The 16,980-nt window shown below is 71.8% G+C and carries 15 protein-coding genes; 6 read left to right on the top strand and 9 right to left on the bottom strand.

The window, feature by feature from the left end; all coding sequences use genetic code 11:
• Window positions 1-230 precede the first annotated feature (230 nt).
• Both ACFY3I_RS16305 and ACFY3I_RS16310 read right to left on the bottom strand, forming a co-directional pair.
• On the bottom strand, window positions 231-2,618 hold the full coding sequence (locus tag ACFY3I_RS16305) for a SpoIIE family protein phosphatase (protein ID WP_390861106.1): 2,388 nt from the start codon (window positions 2,616-2,618) through the stop codon (window positions 231-233).
• 311 nt (window positions 2,619-2,929) lie between these two features.
• Window positions 2,930-4,378, bottom strand: a complete 1,449-nt coding sequence (locus ACFY3I_RS16310) for an amidohydrolase family protein (RefSeq protein ID WP_390861107.1) — start codon at window positions 4,376-4,378, stop codon at window positions 2,930-2,932.
• A gap of 273 nt (window positions 4,379-4,651) precedes the next feature.
• Between ACFY3I_RS16310 and ACFY3I_RS16315 the strand changes: the two genes are divergently transcribed.
• The 4 genes from ACFY3I_RS16315 (at window position 4,652) to ACFY3I_RS16330 (ending at window position 8,482) form a co-directional block, all read left to right on the top strand.
• On the top strand, window positions 4,652-5,473 hold the full coding sequence (locus ACFY3I_RS16315; RefSeq protein WP_390861108.1) for an IclR family transcriptional regulator C-terminal domain-containing protein: 822 nt from the start codon (window positions 4,652-4,654) through the stop codon (window positions 5,471-5,473).
• Between the two features lie 72 nt (window positions 5,474-5,545).
• Window positions 5,546-6,736 carry a CaiB/BaiF CoA transferase family protein gene (locus tag ACFY3I_RS16320; protein WP_390861367.1) on the top strand — a complete coding sequence of 397 codons (1,191 nt, stop codon included), beginning with the start codon at window positions 5,546-5,548 and terminating at the stop codon, window positions 6,734-6,736.
• The gene (locus ACFY3I_RS16325) at window positions 6,729-7,571 is read left to right on the top strand and encodes a citryl-CoA lyase (RefSeq protein WP_390861109.1); all 843 of its coding nucleotides are present in this window, start codon (window positions 6,729-6,731) and stop codon (window positions 7,569-7,571) included. The genes ACFY3I_RS16320 and ACFY3I_RS16325 overlap by 8 nt, the downstream gene beginning before the upstream one ends.
• A 53-nt stretch (window positions 7,572-7,624) precedes the next feature.
• Window positions 7,625-8,482, top strand: coding sequence for a dioxygenase (locus ACFY3I_RS16330; protein WP_390861110.1), 858 nt, complete (start codon window positions 7,625-7,627; stop codon window positions 8,480-8,482).
• Between the two features lie 86 nt (window positions 8,483-8,568).
• On the opposite strand, the gene ACFY3I_RS16335 is transcribed toward ACFY3I_RS16330, so the two are convergent.
• Window positions 8,569-9,411 carry a helix-turn-helix transcriptional regulator gene (locus tag ACFY3I_RS16335; RefSeq protein WP_390861111.1) on the bottom strand — a complete coding sequence of 281 codons (843 nt, stop codon included), beginning with the start codon at window positions 9,409-9,411 and terminating at the stop codon, window positions 8,569-8,571.
• Between the two features lie 100 nt (window positions 9,412-9,511).
• Between ACFY3I_RS16335 and ACFY3I_RS16340 the strand changes: the two genes are divergently transcribed.
• Complete coding sequence (locus tag ACFY3I_RS16340) at window positions 9,512-10,582, top strand: NAD(P)-dependent alcohol dehydrogenase (RefSeq protein ID WP_390861112.1); 1,071 nt, start codon at window positions 9,512-9,514, stop codon at window positions 10,580-10,582.
• A 250-nt stretch (window positions 10,583-10,832) separates the two neighbouring features.
• On the opposite strand, the gene ACFY3I_RS16345 is transcribed toward ACFY3I_RS16340, so the two are convergent.
• The 6 genes from ACFY3I_RS16345 to ACFY3I_RS16370 all read right to left on the bottom strand — a co-directional run bounded on the left by ACFY3I_RS16345 (window position 10,833) and on the right by ACFY3I_RS16370 (window position 15,998).
• Window positions 10,833-11,609 carry a polysaccharide deacetylase family protein gene (locus ACFY3I_RS16345; RefSeq protein WP_390861113.1) on the bottom strand — a complete coding sequence of 259 codons (777 nt, stop codon included), beginning with the start codon at window positions 11,607-11,609 and terminating at the stop codon, window positions 10,833-10,835.
• Between the two features lie 127 nt (window positions 11,610-11,736).
• Window positions 11,737-12,195, bottom strand: a complete 459-nt coding sequence (locus tag ACFY3I_RS16350) for a GntR family transcriptional regulator (protein ID WP_390861114.1) — start codon at window positions 12,193-12,195, stop codon at window positions 11,737-11,739.
• Window positions 12,196-12,512: 317 nt separating this feature from the next.
• Window positions 12,513-12,887, bottom strand: a complete 375-nt coding sequence (locus ACFY3I_RS16355) for an ArsR/SmtB family transcription factor (RefSeq protein WP_390861115.1) — start codon at window positions 12,885-12,887, stop codon at window positions 12,513-12,515.
• A 203-nt stretch (window positions 12,888-13,090) separates the two neighbouring features.
• Window positions 13,091-13,465 carry a hypothetical protein gene (locus ACFY3I_RS16360; RefSeq protein WP_390861116.1) on the bottom strand — a complete coding sequence of 125 codons (375 nt, stop codon included), beginning with the start codon at window positions 13,463-13,465 and terminating at the stop codon, window positions 13,091-13,093.
• 193 nt (window positions 13,466-13,658) lie between these two features.
• Complete coding sequence (locus ACFY3I_RS16365; protein ID WP_390861117.1) at window positions 13,659-15,464, bottom strand: RecQ family ATP-dependent DNA helicase; 1,806 nt, start codon at window positions 15,462-15,464, stop codon at window positions 13,659-13,661.
• 129 nt (window positions 15,465-15,593) lie between these two features.
• Entirely contained in the window at window positions 15,594-15,998 is a 405-nt protein-coding gene (locus ACFY3I_RS16370) for a DUF5958 family protein (protein WP_390861118.1), read from the bottom strand.
• A gap of 93 nt (window positions 15,999-16,091) precedes the next feature.
• Between ACFY3I_RS16370 and ACFY3I_RS16375 the strand changes: the two genes are divergently transcribed.
• Window positions 16,092-16,847, top strand: a complete 756-nt coding sequence (locus ACFY3I_RS16375) for an AAA family ATPase (protein WP_390861119.1) — start codon at window positions 16,092-16,094, stop codon at window positions 16,845-16,847.
• The last annotated feature ends 133 nt before the right edge of the window (window positions 16,848-16,980 follow it).

Here is a 16,980-nt window from a genome sequence, read left to right on the forward strand (position 1 = left end):
ACCGCGACGCAGACCCGCATTCCCTGAATTTCTCGATCCGCTCTCTTCGGACGGGCGGGTACCCTCGGCCGGAACCCCGACACATCGGCTCCCGCGCGGAATCCGAGATGGCGGCGGGCCCAACTGGAGGACGGGGCGTCAGGAACCGGCGATACGGCCGGGGGTGACACGCCTCGGAGTGGCGCTCGGGGCGTGGGTGTCGTGGGGAAGGCGTCGGTCGTGGGCGGCCGTCAGGCCGAGGCCGCCGCGGTGCCGGCCGGCTGCTCCGCCCAGACGATCTTCCCGTCCGCCGTGTAGCGGGTGCCCCACTGCTCGGCCAGGCTCGCGACGATGAACAGCCCTCGCCCGGACTCGTCCACGGTGCGGGCGTGCCGCACCTGCGGGGCGCTGGGCGCGCCGTCGCGGACCTCGCAGGTCAGCATCCGGTCCAGGATGATGCGCAGCCGTATCGGCGGTGCGCCGTAGCGGGTGGCGTTGCCGACCAGCTCGCTGACGATGAGCTCGGTGGCGTACGAGGTCTCCTCGTCCAGCCCCCAGGCGGCCAGCCGGTCGCGGGTGGACCTGCGGGCGATCGCCGCGGCCTCGGGACCCTCCGGGAGCGGGCACGTCAGGACCCGCCCGGGGGGCACCGCCTTGGTGCGGGCGAGCAGCAGCAGTGTGTCGTCGGTGTGGTCCCGCGCGTAGGCCCGCGCGATCTCCCCGCACACGTCGCCCAGCGGTTCGGTGGCGGCCGAGTCCAGGAGGAGCCGCAGCGGGCCGGAGGGCGCCAGGACCTGTTCGGCGAGTTCGGCGGTGCCCAGGGCGAGGGTGCTGCCGACCGGCAGGGAGACGGTGGTGGCGGGGAAGGGCGCGGTGTCCGGGGCGGCCAGGGCCGGCCCGGCGGGCACGGCCAGGGTCGGTGAGGTGCCGTCGGGGAGGACCGCGACGGGCTCCGGCAGCCCCGCCCGGGCGATGGTGCAGGTCAGTTCCACCGGGTCGTAGATCGCGACGACGCAGCCCGCGGTGAGCGGCTCCCGGGCCAGCGGGTCGAGAGGCGGCAGCGCCGCACGCGCGGCGATCAGCCGGGCCGCCGTGTCGCTCAGCCGGGCCAGCAGCTCGTCGGGTTGCAGATCCAGGCCGACCAGCGTGTGGATGGCGGTACGCAGCAGCCCCATGGCGATGGCGGCCGGAATGCCCTGTCCGGCCACGCTCCCGGCGACGAGCGCGGTCCGCGCGCCGGGCAGTGCGATCGCGTCGCACCACCCGCCGCCTCCCTCGGCACCGGTGATGTGCAGCGGGCAGACCTGGAGCGTCGGCTGGTCCTCGAGGTTCCCGGGAAGGAGTCTTCGCTGCACGGTGGACATGACGATCCACTCACGCATGTACAGCGAGGCCCGGTCGATGCACAGTGCCGCGTGTGCGCAGACGGCGGACGCCAGCGCGAGATCGTCCTGCTCGTAGGCGTCCCCGTGGGCGTGCCGGCAGAAGCGGACGATGCCGAGGACCTGATGGCCGAGGGCCAGCGGGGCGACGAGCACGGAGCGCGCCGTGTCCTCCTCCACGTCACACGGACAGGACGGTTCGCCGACCAGCCACCCGCCGGTGCCGACGGAGGCCACCACACGCGGCTGGAGATCGGCCAGGACGCGTGCCTCCGCGGTCCCGGTGGCCAGCGGATGCACGGTCGCGGAGTGGGCCGGGGCCGACGGACCGCCCGCGGCGGCCCGGCACAGCAGTACCCCCGGGCTCACCGGCGCCGTCAGAGCGTCCCCGCCCCGGACCGTGCTCTCGGCGAGGTCGACGACGGCGGCGTCGGCGAACGCCGGGACCACGGCGTCGACGAGCTCCTGGCAGGCGTCCATGACGTTGAGCCGGTGCCCCATGCCGGTACGTACGCGCTGCAGGAGGTCCACGCTCCGGCGCGCCCGTTCCTGCGCGGTGACGTCGGCGGCGCAGACGACCAGCCCGAGCACGGCACCGTCCGGATCCTGCAGGCGGAAGTAGGAGACGCGGCGGATCGGGTGACCGTGCCCGCCGGGCTCCACGGCGCCCCGCACCAGGCGGTCGACCAGCGGCACACCGCTGTCCACCACCGTGCGCGCGAGCGCGGCTTCCTCCTCCCAGGCGGCGAAGCCGCATGCCTCGGAGAACGGTGTACCACGCGGAAATCCGGAGCGCGGTCCGTCCGCCGGACCGACGGAGCCGCCCATGCGCATCAGGCGCAGGTCCGGGTCGAAGACCTGGAGGCGTGCGGCGCAGTAGGTCAACAGGCCGCTGAGGAGGGCGGTGTCCACCTGTGCCGGGCCCTCGCGCGCGGCGGCACGGACCCCGGCGGTCCGGGTGTCGGGCGCCGCCGCTCCGTTGGTCGTCCTGTCGGCGTCCGCCCGGCGTACCTGCCAGACGACGTCGTCGCCGTCGAGTGCGGGCCTGACCGTGAGCCCGGCCGGATCCGGGAGTACGTGCCGCTGCGGCGGACCGCCGAGGGCGGCCTGGTGCAGGAGTGCGCCGACGGGACGCCCGAGGGCCTGTGCCGCGGAGCAGCCGAACATCTTCTCCGCCGCACCGCCCCATCGCACGACCCGGCCCTCCTCGTCGAGGAGGAGCAGGACGTCGTCTGCGGGCATCTCACCGTCGGGCATGGGACGTACCTCCCTGCGGCCTGCCCGCCCGCCCGCCGTCCGGCCCGCGGAGCCGGTGGGAGCGAGCCCGCGTCTGCCAGGGCTCTCTCCTGCACTCTATTCGCAAGCCGCCGAGCGTGAGGGGTCGAACCGTGCCCAGGGGCGCCGCGAAACCGTCCCGCCCCCCGCACCTCCGAACGCCACGTCACCTTCGGCCCCGGCCGCAGACAGGCCGCAGACAGGCCGCAGACCGACCGCAGACCGGCCGCCGATCGCCCGCTGTCGGGCGACAGCCCGCCCGCGGTGACCGCTCCGGCCGCGGAGCGTCCGGCTCACCGACCGTGGGTCGAGGAGCTGCGGTAGTCGGTGTACGTGTAGGGGTTGTCGAGGACCTTCGTCTCGGGGACGTCCGGGTTCATGCCCTTCGCCCAGGCCTCCTCGCCCATGGCAGACCGCAGGTGTTCCACCGTCCCCTCGACCGTGCGCCGTACCGCGTCGAGGTCGATGCCGAGCAGCCGGTGCTCGTGCTTGACCACCCGGCCGTCGACGACCACGGTGTGCACGTCGCCGCGCTGGGCCTGGAACACCACGTGGCCGTAGGGATTGAGCATCGGGAACGAGACCGGCGAGTGGTCGTTCTTGAGCAGGACGAGGTCGGCCTTCCTGCCCACCTCGACGCTCCCCAGGTCGTGTGCGCGGCCCAGCGCCCGGGCGCCGCCGACGGTCGCCCACTCCACCACCTGGTCGGCCCGCAGGGCGCAGTGGGTCACGGTCTCTCCCTCGGCGTGGGCGGCCAGGTGCTCGCGGGCCCGGTCGGCGCCGAGCGTGGTGCGCATCGCGGAGAACAGGTCTCCGCTCCACCACACGCTCGTGTCCATGGACAGGGACACCGGGATGTCGTGGGAGCGGATCGCCCAGGTCGTCGGATAGCCCTGCCCCGCGCTCTGTTCGCTCTCCGTGGACACGGAGACCGACCCGCCGGTCGCCGCGATGCGGTGGTAGGAGTCGGCCGAGAGGGTGGCGGCGTGCACGTAGACCGTCTCCGGGCCCATGAATCCGTGCTCGTGCATCAGCCGGATCCCGTCGTCGCCGGTGGCGCCCCACACGCCGGCGTGTGTGGTGACCGCGACGCCCAGGTCGCGCGCGACCTCGAAGGCGGGCTTCTCGGGGAACGCGGGGTCGCCGGTGACGTCGAAGGCGAGCTGGAAGCCCAGCATGTCGTCGCCGGTGACGCGGCGGCGGACGAAGTCCCGGAACTCCGGTGCCGCGGTCCAGTCGGCCGGTGCCTGCTGGATGTTCCCGTAGGCGAGGACGAACCGGCCGGGCACCGCCTGCAGGGCGTCCACCGCGGCGTCCGCGTGGTCGACCGTCTGCAGCCCGTGCGACCAGTCGACGACCGTGGTCACCCCCGCGTCCAGGGCTTCCACGGCGGCCAGGAGGTTCCCGGCGTGCACGTCCTCGGGGCGGAAGGCCTTGCCGTGTTCGAGGTAGTACCAGACGAAGTACTGGGTCAGGGTCCAGTCGGCGCCGTAGCCGCGCATCGCCGTCTGCCACATGTGCCGGTGCGTGTCGATCATGCCGGGCATCACGATGCCGCCGGACGCGTCGATCTCCGCCGTGCCCTCCGGGACGGCGAGGTGCGGGCCGACCGCGGTGATCCGGTCGCCGGTCACGAGCACGTCGGTGTCGGTGAGCACCGGCCGCCCGGGAGTCATGGGCAGCACCGTGCCGCCGCGGAAGACGACGGGGCGTCCCGCCGGGAATGGGGTGGACTCGCTCATCACTGCATCTCCCGCTCTACGACGGACAGATGTCCGTATCGCGGCTGCTGGTTGCTGAACGATGCTCATCAGACTGCTGACGGCTGTCAATATGACGGGCAGCCCGAAATCCCCCCGGATTCCTCACCGACTGTCCGCTCCACGGTCGGACGGTGACAGGTGGCCGGGATACTTCGGCGTAGAGGCCTGCTCTCCTGCGTAGAGTGCTCCAGTGGACTGTCCGCGAGGCGGACATCCGCCGGGCGAAGCCGACGACAAGCAAGAGGAGACGTCATGCCGCGTGAAGGAACCGGGCCCGATTTCATCGAGGCGCTGGCCCGCGGCCTGGAGGTCATCACCGCGTTCCGGCCCCGGCAGCCGGTGATGTCGCTGACCGACGTGGCGACCGCGACCGGACTGGCCAGGCCCACCGCACGCCGGATCCTGCTCACCCTGGTCGAGCTGGGATACGTACGCCCGCAGGACGGCGGTTTCGCCCTGGCCCCGCGCGTCCTGGACCTCGGTGTCGCCTACGTCCGCTCCATGGGCCTGTGGGACGTGGCCCGACCGCACCTGGAGCGGCTGGTCGAGCGGACCAACGAGTCCTGCTCGATCGCCCAACTGGACGGCTCCGACATCGTCTACGTCGCCCGGGTCTCCGTTCCCAAGATCGTCACCCTCGCCGTGCAGGTCGGCACCCGCTTCCCCGCCCTGCCCACCTCGCTGGGCAAGGTCCTGCTGGCCGCGCTGCCGCCCGACGACGTGACCCGGATCCTCGCCGAGCCCAGCCGCTCGGGCCTGAGTCCCGTGTGGCAACCGGACCTGGCGGAACGCGAGTCGGAGTTGCGCGAGGTGCGCGCGCGGGGGTGGGCGATGACCGACGAGCAGTTGGCCCTGGGCATCCGTTCGGTGGCCGCCCCGCTGCGGGACGGCTCCGGCCGGGTCGTCGCGAGTGTCAACGTCAACGCGCACGCCGCCGAGACCTCCGTGCGCGTGCTGCTCGACGACTACCTGCCGCTGCTCCTGCAGGCCGCCGGTGAGATCAGCGTGGACTTCGCCCGGCTGGAGTCCGCACCGCACGCCGTGCGGGCCGCCGGCGTGGGCGCGACGTCTTGACGCGTCGGCGGCCCCGGACACAGAATCGATCTCCGGACGGACGTCCGCTGTGCGGACGGGGAGGCGAGGATGATGTCCGAGAACGCCAGGACCACTCGGCAGGACACCACCGCACCGCTCTCCGGGGTACTGGTCGCGGACTTCTCGCGGATCCTCGCCGGGCCCTACGCCACGATGCTGCTCGCCGACCTCGGGGCGGACGTGGTCAAGGTGGAGGGACCCGACGGCGACGACACCCGCACCTGGATGCCTCCCACCCGCGGCGAGGTCTCCACCTACTACCTCGGGATAAACCGCGGGAAGCGTTCGATCGCCCTGGACCTGCGTGACGAGGACGACGCCGAGGTCGCCCGGAAGCTGGCCCGTCGCGCGGACGTCCTGATCGAGAACCTCAAGCCCGGCGGCATGGCCAAGTACGGACTGGACTTCGAAACGGTCCGGCGGGACAACCCGGCGCTGATCTACACGTCCATCACCGGCTTCGGCGCCGGACCCGGCCGCGACGTCCCCGGCTACGACCTCATGGTGCAGGCCATCTCCGGGCTCATGAGCCTCACCGGCGACCCGGACGGCCCGCCCTACCGGGCCGGGATATCCGTGTTCGACGTGATGGCCGGCAACCACGCCGCGATCGGCATCCTCGCCGCACTGCGGCACCGGGACGCCACCGGCACGGGTCAGCTCGTCGAGGTGAACCTGCTGTCGTCGGCCCTGACCGGACTGGTCAACCACAGTTCGGCCTACGTCGCCGGCGGCCAGGTGCCGTACCGGATGGGCAACGCCCACCCCAGCGTCTTCCCGTACGAGCCGCTGCCCACCGCCGACAACGACCTGATCGTGACCGCCGCCAACGACGGCCAGTTCCGCAGGCTCTGCGAGGTGCTGGGCATCCCGGAGGTGGCCGACGACCCGCGGTTCGCGCGCAACGCCGACCGCACCGCCCACCGCGAACAACTACGTCCGCTGCTGGTCGAGAGGCTCGCGACGCGCGGCGCCACCGAATGGTTCGAGGCGCTGGTGGCGGCCGGTGTGCCGAGCGGGCCGATCAACACCATCGACGGCGGGTTCGCCATGGCCGAGCGCTTCGGGCTCGACCCGGTCGTCACCGTGGGCGAGGGGGACCGCGCGGTGCCCACCACCAGGCACCCCGTCCGGTTCTCCGCCACCCCGGCCGCCTACCGGCTGCCGCCCCCCGAACTCGACGAACACGGAGCCGAGTTGCGCATGTGGCTGGACGCGCAGGAGGAGGCCGACCATGGCTGACCCGACACCCCGCCCCGCCTATCCCACCGCGCTGGGCGCCTCCGACCTGAGGACCATCACCCTGCTCGGCCACGACCTGGCCGAGGACATCATGGGTTCGGTCGGCTTCGGTGAACTCGCCTTCTGGCTCGCCACCCAGCGCAGGCCCACCACCGGCGAGACACGCGTCTTCGAGGCCGTGCTCGCCGCACTGGCCGACCACGGATTCACCCCCACGGCCATCGTCACCCGCCTGACCTACCTCTCCGCACCGGACTCCGTGCAGGGCGCCCTCGCCGCCGGCCTGCTCGGCGGCGGCTCCCGCTTCCTGGGCGTCACCGAGGACACCGGCCGCTTCCTGCACGACGTACTGGAATCCCTGGACGGTGACCTGCCCACCCACGACGCGGCCTGGGACGAACTCGCGCTGCGCACGCTCCGGGAGCGGCGCGCGGCCGGGGAGTTCGTGCCCGGCCTGGGGCACCACGTCCACAAGGAGGGCGATCCCCGTACGCCTCGGCTGATGCGGATCGCGGAGGAAGAGGGCGTCTTCGGGCCGCACCTGAGGCTGTTCGCCGCCGTCGGCCGAGTCCATCCGGCCGTGCTCGGAAGAACGCTGCCCCTCAACGGAGCCGGAGTGTGCGGCGCCGCCCTCGCCGACCTCGGTCTCCCGCTGCCGCTGCTGCGCGGCTTCGCGCTGCTGGCCCGCACCGCCGGACTGATCGGCCAGCTCGCCGAGGAACTGCGCCACCCGGTCGCCCAGGACGTCTTCCTGTCCGTCGACCTCAACAACACCCCCGTCCCGCCGGACCCCTACCCCGCGGCTCCCCTCGCGCGGGGACCGCGCGAGGACTGAGCCCGGGACCGCCACATCCTCTCCACCCGACCGCAGACCTAGGAGCCGCGACCGTGTCCGTCGACGAGGACAACATCACCGAGCTGGCCGTCCAGCGCTGGGGCACCGCACACTCCCCACGGCTGGGCCTGCTCATGACCGAGCTGATCCGTCATCTGCACGACTTCTCGCGGGAGGTGCAGCTCACCGAGGACGAGTGGACGGCCGCCATCGAGTGGCTGACCGCCGCCGGCCAGACCTGCGACGACAAGCGCCAGGAACTGATCCTCACCTCCGACGTCCTCGGACTGAGCACCCTGGTGGTCCAGTTGAACAACAGGTTCGGGCCGCGGGCGACCCCCGCCACCGTGCTCGGACCCTTCCACGTCGACGGCTCGCCGACCGCCCCCTACGGCTTCGACATGTCGGAAGGCATCGAGGGCACCCCGCTGTTCTTCACCGGCAAGGTGACCGACACCGGGGGCAAGCCCCTCCCGGGCGCCGTGCTGGACGTCTGGCAGGCCGACGCGGACGGTGCCTACGAGGCCCAGCTCCCCGAGATCGACGAGGCCCGTCTGCGGGCCAAGTACCGGACCCGCGAGGACGGCACCTACTGCATCCGCACCATCGCGCCGCGCGGCTACGCCATCCCCATGGACGGCCCCGTCGGCGACCTGATGCGCCGGACGGACATCAGCCACTTCAGGCCCGCGCACGTCCACTTCCTCATCCACGAACCGGGCTTCCGGAAGCTGACCACCCACCTGTTCCAGGAGGGCGGCCAATACCTCGAATCCGATGTCGTCTTCGGCACCAAGGACGCGCTGATCACGCCCTTCACCGAGCGCGGGGCGGGCGCCGCTCCGGACGGCGGCACACTCGAAGTGCCCCATCTGCACGCCGAGTACGACTTCGTCCTGCAGCCCGACTGACCGGGAGCCGCGGCTGTCCCGCCGCCGTCGGGGACACCCGGCACGACGGGCGGACACCGGTATCGGGGTGACGCGGGCCGACCGGGTCAGTGCCGGGGGACGGCGTTCGAGCCGGCCAGGACCGCCAGGGCGTGAGCCGTGGGGGAGCCGGGCTCGGCCGTGTAGACGACGAGACGCTGGTCCGGCTCGTGCGGTGCGCCGACCACCTCGATGGCGAAGGACATCGGACCCGCCGTGGGGTGCCGGACGTGCTTCTCCACCGAGGCGTAGTCGCGGACCGTCTGGTCCTCCCACCACCGGGCGACGTCGGCGTCGGTCGAGCGCAGTTCGTCCATGAGCGCGGTGAGACGTCGGTCGTCCGGGTGGCGTGCGGTCTCCCGTCGCATGGTCGCGACCGTCGCCGAGGCGAAGTCGGACCAGTTCACGATCCGGGCACGGGCCGCCGGATCCCGGAACATGAAACGGACGAACGACGCCCCCGGCTCCAGCGGGCTGCCCAGGACCTCCGTCAGCAGCGCGTTGCGGGCCAGGACCTCACCGCGACGGCCCAGCAGCAGCACCGGGACATGGTCCAGAGTCCGCATCACGCGCAGCAGCCCGGCGTCGGGATGCCGGCCGGCGCGCGGACCCGCGGAAGGGCTCCGGGTGAGCGGGGCCGCCAGGTCGTGGAGGTGCGCGCGTTCGACCTCGTCCAGGCGGAGGGCTCGGGCCAGTGCGTCGAGCACGTCGGAGGAGACGTTCCTCTGGCGGCCCTGCTCGAGCCGGCTGTAGTAGTCGGGGCTCATGCCCGCCGCCACGGCCAGCTCGTCCTTGCGCAGTCCCGGCACCCGCCGGGCGCCAGGGAAGGGTTCGATACCGGCCTGCGACGGGGTGAGGCGGTCTCGGCGGGAGCGGAGAAACGCTCCCAGCGCGGCTCGGTCGTTCGGCACCGCTCCAGTCTAGGAGGCCCCGCCGAGCCCGGATGGTCCTGCCATGACCAGGTTCATCCTGACCTGGCCCAGGACTCGCGGGCCGCTCTGGAAAGGGTCCATGACTTCCCCGCACACCACGTTTCCGCACACCGACGCCGACGTACCCGCCCAGCGGCTGATGAGGCGCTGGGTACTGCCCGCGGGCGCGGCCGATGCCGCCGAGCTCGTCCTGGACGAGACACCCGTGCCCGTTCCCGGCCCCGGCGAGATCCGCATCCGGGCCCGGGCGATCTCGGTGAACTACCGGGACCAGCTGATCCTCAAGGGCCCCTTCGGACGGCTCCCGCAGCAGGACCTCGTCCCGCTGTCGGACATCGCGGGCGAGATCGACGCCGTGGGCCCGGGGGTCGAGGGCTGGAGCGTGGGGGACCGGGTCACCGATCTGCACGTGCTCGACTGGAGCGACGGCCGCCCTCCCGCCGCCATGGGCCTGGGGCTGGGCGCGCTGCACGAGGACGGCGTCCTCGCCGAGTACGTCGTCCTCCCGGCCGAGCGCGTGATGCGCGCTCCCGCCAATCTGGACCACGCGGAGGCGGCCACCCTCCCGGTGGCGGCCCTCACGGCCTGGAACGCGCTCTTCGGCGACCACGCGATCACGGCGGACAGCAGTGTCCTGATCATCGGCAGCGGCGGTGTGGCGCTCTTCGCGCTCCAGCTCGCCCGGGCGGCCGGCGCCCGGGTCCATGCCGTCGTCCGCGACGCTTCCGCTGGTGAGGCCCTGGTCGGCCTCGGCGCCGCGGGCTACGTCGACAGCGGTGTCACGCCTGACTGGGGGCAGGCGGTCTTCGAGCTGTCCGGCGGCGTGGACAAGGTGGTCGACAGCGTCGGCGTGTCGATCCTGGACCAGGCGCTGGCCGCCCTCGCCCCGGGCGGCGAGGTCGCCACCCTAGGCCTGTTCGATGCCGCCGGAGGCCCCCTGGACGGGTACGCCCTGCTGGGCAAGCAGGCCCGCATCCGCGGCGTCGCGGTGGGCAGTCAGGCCATGCACCGCGATCTCGTGCGGTACGTCGAGGCCCACGACATCCACCCGGTCGTCCACCGCAGGATCCCGTTCGGCGACGCCCCGGCCGCGTACGCGGCGCAGACGTCCGGCGGACTCCTCGGCAAGATCGTCATCGAGTTCGACTGAGCCGGCCGGCGCGAGAGCGGCGGCGCGAGCGATGCGGCGTGAGGGGGCGGCGTGAGGGGGCGGCGTGAGGGGGCGGCGAACCCGTCGTTCTGGCGCGGGACACGCCATCCGCACCGCGTACGTCAGGTGCGCCGCACCGGGACCCCGTAGGCCCTCGTGTTCCGTCCGGGCGCACGCACCCGGTCCGCACGGCCGCGTAGGTGTCCGCGACCGAGGCGCTGCCCCCGCCCCGGACGGCGACCGGTCCCGCTCAGGGCCGGTAGACCATGCCGGGCCGGGGCTCGGCGGGGGCGAGCAGCTGGGACACGGTCACGATGGTGTAGCCGCGCTGCCGCAGGGCCTTGATGATCCCCGGGACGGCGGGCACGGTTCCCTTGTGCAGGTCGTGCAGCAGGATGATGCCGTCGCGGTGCGTCTGGTCGAGCACCCTCTTGGTGATCAGGGCGGAGTCGGTCGTCTCGTAGTCCTTGGCCGTGACGCTCCACAGGACCTGTGCCAGCCCCAACTCCCGGCAGATCCTCTCCACCTTCCGGTCGGTGCGGCCCTGCGGGGGGCGCATCAGGACGGGCCTGGTGCCGGTGATCCGCTCGATGGCGTCCTGCGTCCGGGTCAGTTCCGCCCGGGCCTCGGCGTCGCCGATCTCGGTCAGCCTCGGGTGGGTCCAGGTGTGGTTGCCGACTTCGTTTCCCTCGGCCGCGATGCGGCGCAGGATGTCGGGGTACTTCGCGATGTGCCCTCGGCCCTGTACGAAGAAGGTCGCGTGCAGGCCGTCCTGTCTGAGGATGTCCAGCAGCCTGGGAGTCGTCGCGCTGGGACCGCCGTCGAAACTGAGGGCCACGCACTTCACCTTGCGGCAGTCGGTCCCGGTCACCGATCCCGAGGCCCCGGCACGGGCGGCACGCGGTGAGGTGTGATCGTAGGTGCTGACGGTCAGGGCCAGGGTCAGCACGACGGCCAGTACGGCGCTGGCCGCGGCGGCGACGGCTATGAGTGTGCGAGACCGTCTTGTACGCGTCCTGAAGAACATGTGAGCCATTTCCTCTGAGGGGTTCTGGGGTTGCGCCTGCGACCGGGACCGGGCTGCGGAGCGTGGTCCGGCAGACGTGTGCCGAGCGCCGGACGGCGGCTGGGAGGGACCGACCTGTCAGGCCCGGTCATACGTCCTTCCCGTGTGCGTCCCGGTCGCCCGGGACCGCGCTGTCGTGCTCGTCGTCGTAGGTGTCCAGGGCCGCTGTGATCATGGCCAGGACATCGGCCCGCTCCAGGCCGGCGGCCCGTGCGCGGGTCACCCAGTCGGTGACCTCACGGCGCAGCGGCGAGTCGTCCGCCGCGCCGGGCCGGGCGAGGGAGCGCGTCACGAACGTGCCGAGGCCGCGGCGCAGCTCGACCAGACCGGCGTGCTCCATGTCGCGGTAGGCCCGCAGCACGGTGTTGGGGTTGACGGCGGTCGCGGCCACCACCTCCTTGGCCGTCGGCAGCCTGTCGCCGACCCGCAGGATGCCCGTCCTGAGCGCCCGTTCGGTCTGCTCGACGATCTGCACGTAGGCCGGCACGCCGCTGCCGCGGTCGATCCGGTAGTCGATCACGTTCTCGCCCCCGGGTTCCACCATCATTGTGCTAATGAATTAGTGGAAGCATGATGGATGTCCGGCGGAGCCGTCAAACGCCGATGACGGCCAGAACGTGAGATCGCGAACGCGGACCGGTGCCAGGACGTCGAGCCGAGCGGCGGGCGCCATGGCGGAGGGATGATAGGGCATGCACCTGACAAGAGCGCGCGATGCCCTGAGACCTCGTTCGCGATCTGCTCGCTTCGAAGCGGGCGCCGAAGGCGGAAGGCGCGAGCGATGCAGGCGTCGAGCGGAGCGGCGAACGTCTGTGCGTCAGCGGTGCGCCGGTCGCCGGAGGACTCGGTCCGGCGGTGAGTCCGCTACGGCCATTGGGCGCGGTTGTTCGCGGCGACCGCGCCGGTGGACGCATCGGCCTGGCGGAGTTCGGCGAGGAGCACGTTCTGCCCGTCGAGCAGTTCGGTGAGGATTCGGCGAGCGGCTCGCAGGAGTTCGGCGACGTCGCCGCCGGCCAGCGCGTAGGTGACGGTGGATCCCTCGCGGACGGACACCACGATGCCGGAGCGGCGCAGGACGGCCAACTGCTGCGAGAGGCTGGACGGTTCGATCTCGATGTCGGCGAGCAGTTCCCGTACGGGTACCGGCCCGTGCTGGAGCAGTTCCAGGACTCGGATCCGTACGGGATGTCCCAGCATGCGGAAGAAGTCCGCCTTGGCTTGGTAGAGAGGGACTTGCATGGCCATTCACTCTCTGGGAGGCCGGATGGGATGGGGGCGCCGGGAAACGCGGTGGCACCGGGCGGCACCGCCGCATCGGCCCCGGACAGCTGATCCTCGCCGTCCGGAGCCGTGCGCAGGTACGGATTGTGACCATGCTGATGTGGTCACTTGAAGAAGTCTTCACATCGTGGGCGTGCGAAATCCCGGGACGCTGAACGGCGTCACACCTCGAGTTGTTCCTCCACCCGCCTGAGCTGATGGCGGGCCATGGCCAGGTTCGAGCGCTCCTTGTCGAGGACCAGATAAAGGAAAAGGCCGTTGCCGCTCCGGGCGGTGATCAGCCGGATGAGGTGGTATTGCCTGTCCAGCGTGATGAGGATGTCCTCGATCCGTTCCTTGAGGCCGAGATGCTCCAGTGTGCGGACCTTGGCGCGGATCACGTCGGTGTTCCCGGCCGCGGCGATCGCGAGATCGAGGTCCTTGCTCCCGCCCAGTGTGCCCAGGGCCATACCGGTGGTGTAATCCACGACCGCCGCTCCTATCGCGCCCTCGGCCGCGTTGATCATTTCCTTCAGTGACACTTCCACGCTCGCCATGGCGGCGCCTCCCCTTCGGATGCCGGTTCACGGCAGGATCGCCAGTCGTCTTCCTGCTCGGTACATGGACCGTAGGGCGAGGCAAGTGCCGCCGGCATGGGATATGCGTGTCCGCCATGTATTGACCAGAGACTTGCGTTTTCTGTCTGTTCTGTTGATGGGAAATAGTCAAAAGGGTTCGGTGGTCCCGCCGTCAGCGAGACGAGTCGGGCAATGTGGCGAGCAACCGCTTGTCCGTCACCACGGCCAGCGACAGGGTCCGGTATCCGACCGACTCGAACAGGATGGTGACCTTGCCGTCGCCCTCGCTCATCACCTCGCCCTGGCCCCACTGGTCATGGCACACGCGGACCCCCGGCAGATAGCCGTGGTCGGCCGGCGCTGGGCGCGCGGCCGTCTCCGCCGTCCGGGAGGCCGGAACGGCCGCGCTCGTCCGGGCACCGGCCCGGTTCCACCAGCGCTGCCGCGGGGCCGTCCTGTACGGCCGTGGGCCGTTCCCGGACCGTTCGCGCCGCAGCCCGTTCACCGGCCCGGCCGTCGGGGCGGCGCAGTTGTCGCACGCCCCGCACGGGACGGGGACGGATTCTCCGAAATACCCGAGCAGGAACCGCCGCCGGCAGTCGGCCGTCTCGGCGTAACCGCGCATCATGTCGACGCGGGACTGTTCGAGCTTGCGGTGCGTGGCGTGGACGGCGAGCGCGTCCCGCACTGCGGTGTCGACGTCGTCCTGCGCGCAGGCGCCGTCGGCGTCGCCCGCGCCGACGAAGCGGCTGCCCTCCCGCCCGGTACGGACGGCCCCGGCTTCCTCCAGCAGATTCAGCACGGCGGACAGTGCCGTCGCCCCGAGTCCGCAGTCGGCGAGGAGCCGGGGCGCGGCAACCGGCCCCCGCTCGTCGCGCAGCCGCCCCGCGACACGGCGGAGCGCGTCGGCGTCGGGAGCGCCGGCGGCGAAGAAGCGCTGCAGGCCCAGGTCCTGGGGTCGGTAGGCGAGGATCGCTCTGGCCGGTGCCCCGTCGCGGCCCGCCCGGCCGATCTCCTGGTAGTAGGCGTCGAGCGAGCCGGGGACGGACGAGTGGAGCACGAACCGTACGTTCGCCTTGTCGATTCCCATCCCGAACGCGGATGTCGCGACGATCACGTCGAGTTCACCCGAGGTGAACCGGTCCTGGGTCTCGCGGCGTTCGGCGGCGGACCGGCCGGCGTGGTAGCCGGCGGCGCGGAGTCCGAGGTCGTTCAACCGCTTCGCGTAGCCGTCCGCGGCCCGCCGCGTTCCCGCGTACACGATTCCCGGCTTCTCCTCGGCGGCGGCCCGCTCCAGCACGAACCGCTCCTTGGCGGCCGCGTCCTGGAAGACCGACACGTCCAGGTGGATGTTGGGCCGGTCGAAGCCGGTGACTATCTCCACCGGCCTGCTCATGCCGAGCCGTTCGGCGATGTCCCGTCGTACCGGGGCCGCGGCGTTCGCGGTCAGGGCGAGCACCGGCGGGTTGCCGAGCCGCTCGCGTGCGTGACGCAGCCGCAGGTAGTCCGGCCGGAAGTCGTGGCCCCAGGACGACACGCAGTGCGCCTCGTCCACGACCAGCAGCCGGGGCCGGACGGCGGCGAGCCGGTCGGTGACGTCCGGCTTCGCGAGTTGCTCGGGAGCGAGGAAGACCACGTCGATCGACGAGGCGCTGATGCGTTCCCACGCCGTCTCGTTGTCGCTGCGGCGCTGCGAGGAGTTGATGGCGGCGGCGCGCAGCGCGCCGGATCCGAGCAGGCTCTGCATCTGGTCCCGCTGAAGGGCGATCAGCGGTGAGACGACCACGACCGGACCGCCGAGCAGGACCGCGGGCACCTGGTACACGGCGGACTTGCCCGAGCCGGTCGGCATGACGGCGAGTGTGTCGCGCCCCTTCATCACGGCCGTCATCGCGCTCAGCTGCCCCGGACGCAACTGCTGCCAGCCGAAGGTCCGACGCGCGATGCCCCGCAGACGACGGGCAGTGAGTGCGAACATGGTTCTCCTTGGAGTGGGGGCGTCCAACCGCCGTGTGCCAGGCGGTTACCCCGGTTCGCCGTGAAATCGCCTCCCGCGACGATCAGGCGTCCGGCGCGCATGAGCACGGCCGTCGGCGCGGGGGGTTCGTCATGGGGTGCCGTCGACGGGCAGGTTGTGCCACCAGTGACCGCATCCGTCGGAGCAGAAGCGTGCGCGACGCCGTTCGTCGGCGACCGCGAGCACCGCGACGAGGAGTCGGAACGCCTTGCGTTGTTCGTCGACGGGGGTGAGGCCGGCGATCTTCCACAGCTGCTGGTCGATCGGGCGGCGGGTGATCAGGACAGCGGGCGTGTGCGTGGGGCGCAGCCCTGAGCGCCGGATGCTCTCAGGCCCGTCCTCGGTGACGGCGCGGGCCTGCGTGCAGTGATGGGACAGGAACAGGAGCGCTTCGGCCCGCTCGGCCGGGCCGAGCGTGTCGAACCACTCGACACCCTGTGACATCGGGCGCAGTCCTTGGGCAAGTTCGTTGAGGATGATGTCCCGCTGGGTCATGATCCCGCATCCTGACCGGGACGCCGCGCATGCGCCACAGGTTTGCCGACTGCCCTGCCCGACCGTCGTCACCGGTGGAGCTAGGGTCGCAGGATGACCAACCTCGCCTCGGGTTTCCTGCGTCACGTCGAGGTGGACCGGCACTCCCGCGCCGCCGGGTACCCCTTCGACCTGCCTGTGGTCGCTCACCTCATGGAGTCGCGCCGGCTCGACCTCGATCCCGGGGTGACGTTCCTCGTCGGCGACAACGGCTCGGGCAAGTCGACCCTGGTCGAAGCGATCGCCACCGCCGCGGGGTACAACGCGGAAGGCGGTTCGAGGTCGTTCCGTTTCGCCACCCGGTCCAGCGAGTCCAGCCTGGGAGACCATTTGGTCCTGTGCTGGAACCGTCGCCCGCGCACCGGGTTCTTCCTGCGCGCGGAGAGCTTCTACAACGTGGCCACCGAGATCGAGCGACTGGACCGCGGCTCGGGCGCACCTCTGCTGCCGGCCTACGGCGGTACCTCCCTGCACGAACGCTCACACGGCCAGTCCTTCCTGGCCCTCGTCAACCACCGATTCGGGCCGAACGGTCTCTACCTGCTCGACGAGCCCGAGGCGGCGCTGTCCGTGCAGGGCTGTCTGGCCCTGATGGCCAGGATGAAGGAACTCCTCGACCAGGGGAGCCAGTTCGTCGTGGCCACCCACTCGCCGATCCTGCTCGCCCTCCCCGGCGCCAGGATCCTTCAGCTCGAGGCCGACGGAACGATCGAGGACGTCGAATACGAGCATGCCGAGCCGGTCGTGCTGACCCGGGCGTTCATGAACGCGCCCGAACGGTTCCTGCGCGAGCTCTTCGACGACCGCTGAGCCGTACAGGGCCGTCGTCGGCCCGGCGAGCGAGGAGCGGCTCTCTCGTTGCCGCGCCGCGCCGACGCGTCGGCATCCCCGCAACGCCTGCGGAACCGTTTCGTCGAACGCCGTGTCCTCCTTCGCAGAAGGT

Source organism: Streptomyces sp. NPDC001068 (assembly GCF_042897315.1).
Lineage (GTDB): Bacteria > Actinomycetota > Actinomycetes > Streptomycetales > Streptomycetaceae > Streptomyces.

Coding starts and splice junctions, on each gene's coding strand:
- ACFY3I_RS16305 (WP_390861106.1), bottom strand. CDS start 2,618: ATGCCCGACGGTGAGATGCCCGCAGACGACGTCCTGCTCCTCCTCGAC.
- ACFY3I_RS16310 (WP_390861107.1), bottom strand. CDS start 4,378: ATGAGCGAGTCCACCCCATTCCCGGCGGGACGCCCCGTCGTCTTCCGC.
- ACFY3I_RS16315 (WP_390861108.1), top strand. CDS start 4,652: ATGCCGCGTGAAGGAACCGGGCCCGATTTCATCGAGGCGCTGGCCCGC.
- ACFY3I_RS16320 (WP_390861367.1), top strand. CDS start 5,546: ATGTCCGAGAACGCCAGGACCACTCGGCAGGACACCACCGCACCGCTC.
- ACFY3I_RS16325 (WP_390861109.1), top strand. CDS start 6,729: ATGGCTGACCCGACACCCCGCCCCGCCTATCCCACCGCGCTGGGCGCC.
- ACFY3I_RS16340 (WP_390861112.1), top strand. CDS start 9,512: ATGACTTCCCCGCACACCACGTTTCCGCACACCGACGCCGACGTACCC.
- ACFY3I_RS16345 (WP_390861113.1), bottom strand. CDS start 11,609: ATGTTCTTCAGGACGCGTACAAGACGGTCTCGCACACTCATAGCCGTC.
- ACFY3I_RS16350 (WP_390861114.1), bottom strand. CDS start 12,195: ATGATGGTGGAACCCGGGGGCGAGAACGTGATCGACTACCGGATCGAC.
- ACFY3I_RS16355 (WP_390861115.1), bottom strand. CDS start 12,887: ATGCAAGTCCCTCTCTACCAAGCCAAGGCGGACTTCTTCCGCATGCTG.
- ACFY3I_RS16360 (WP_390861116.1), bottom strand. CDS start 13,465: ATGGCGAGCGTGGAAGTGTCACTGAAGGAAATGATCAACGCGGCCGAG.
- ACFY3I_RS16365 (WP_390861117.1), bottom strand. CDS start 15,464: ATGTTCGCACTCACTGCCCGTCGTCTGCGGGGCATCGCGCGTCGGACC.
- ACFY3I_RS16370 (WP_390861118.1), bottom strand. CDS start 15,998: ATGACCCAGCGGGACATCATCCTCAACGAACTTGCCCAAGGACTGCGC.
- ACFY3I_RS16375 (WP_390861119.1), top strand. CDS start 16,092: ATGACCAACCTCGCCTCGGGTTTCCTGCGTCACGTCGAGGTGGACCGG.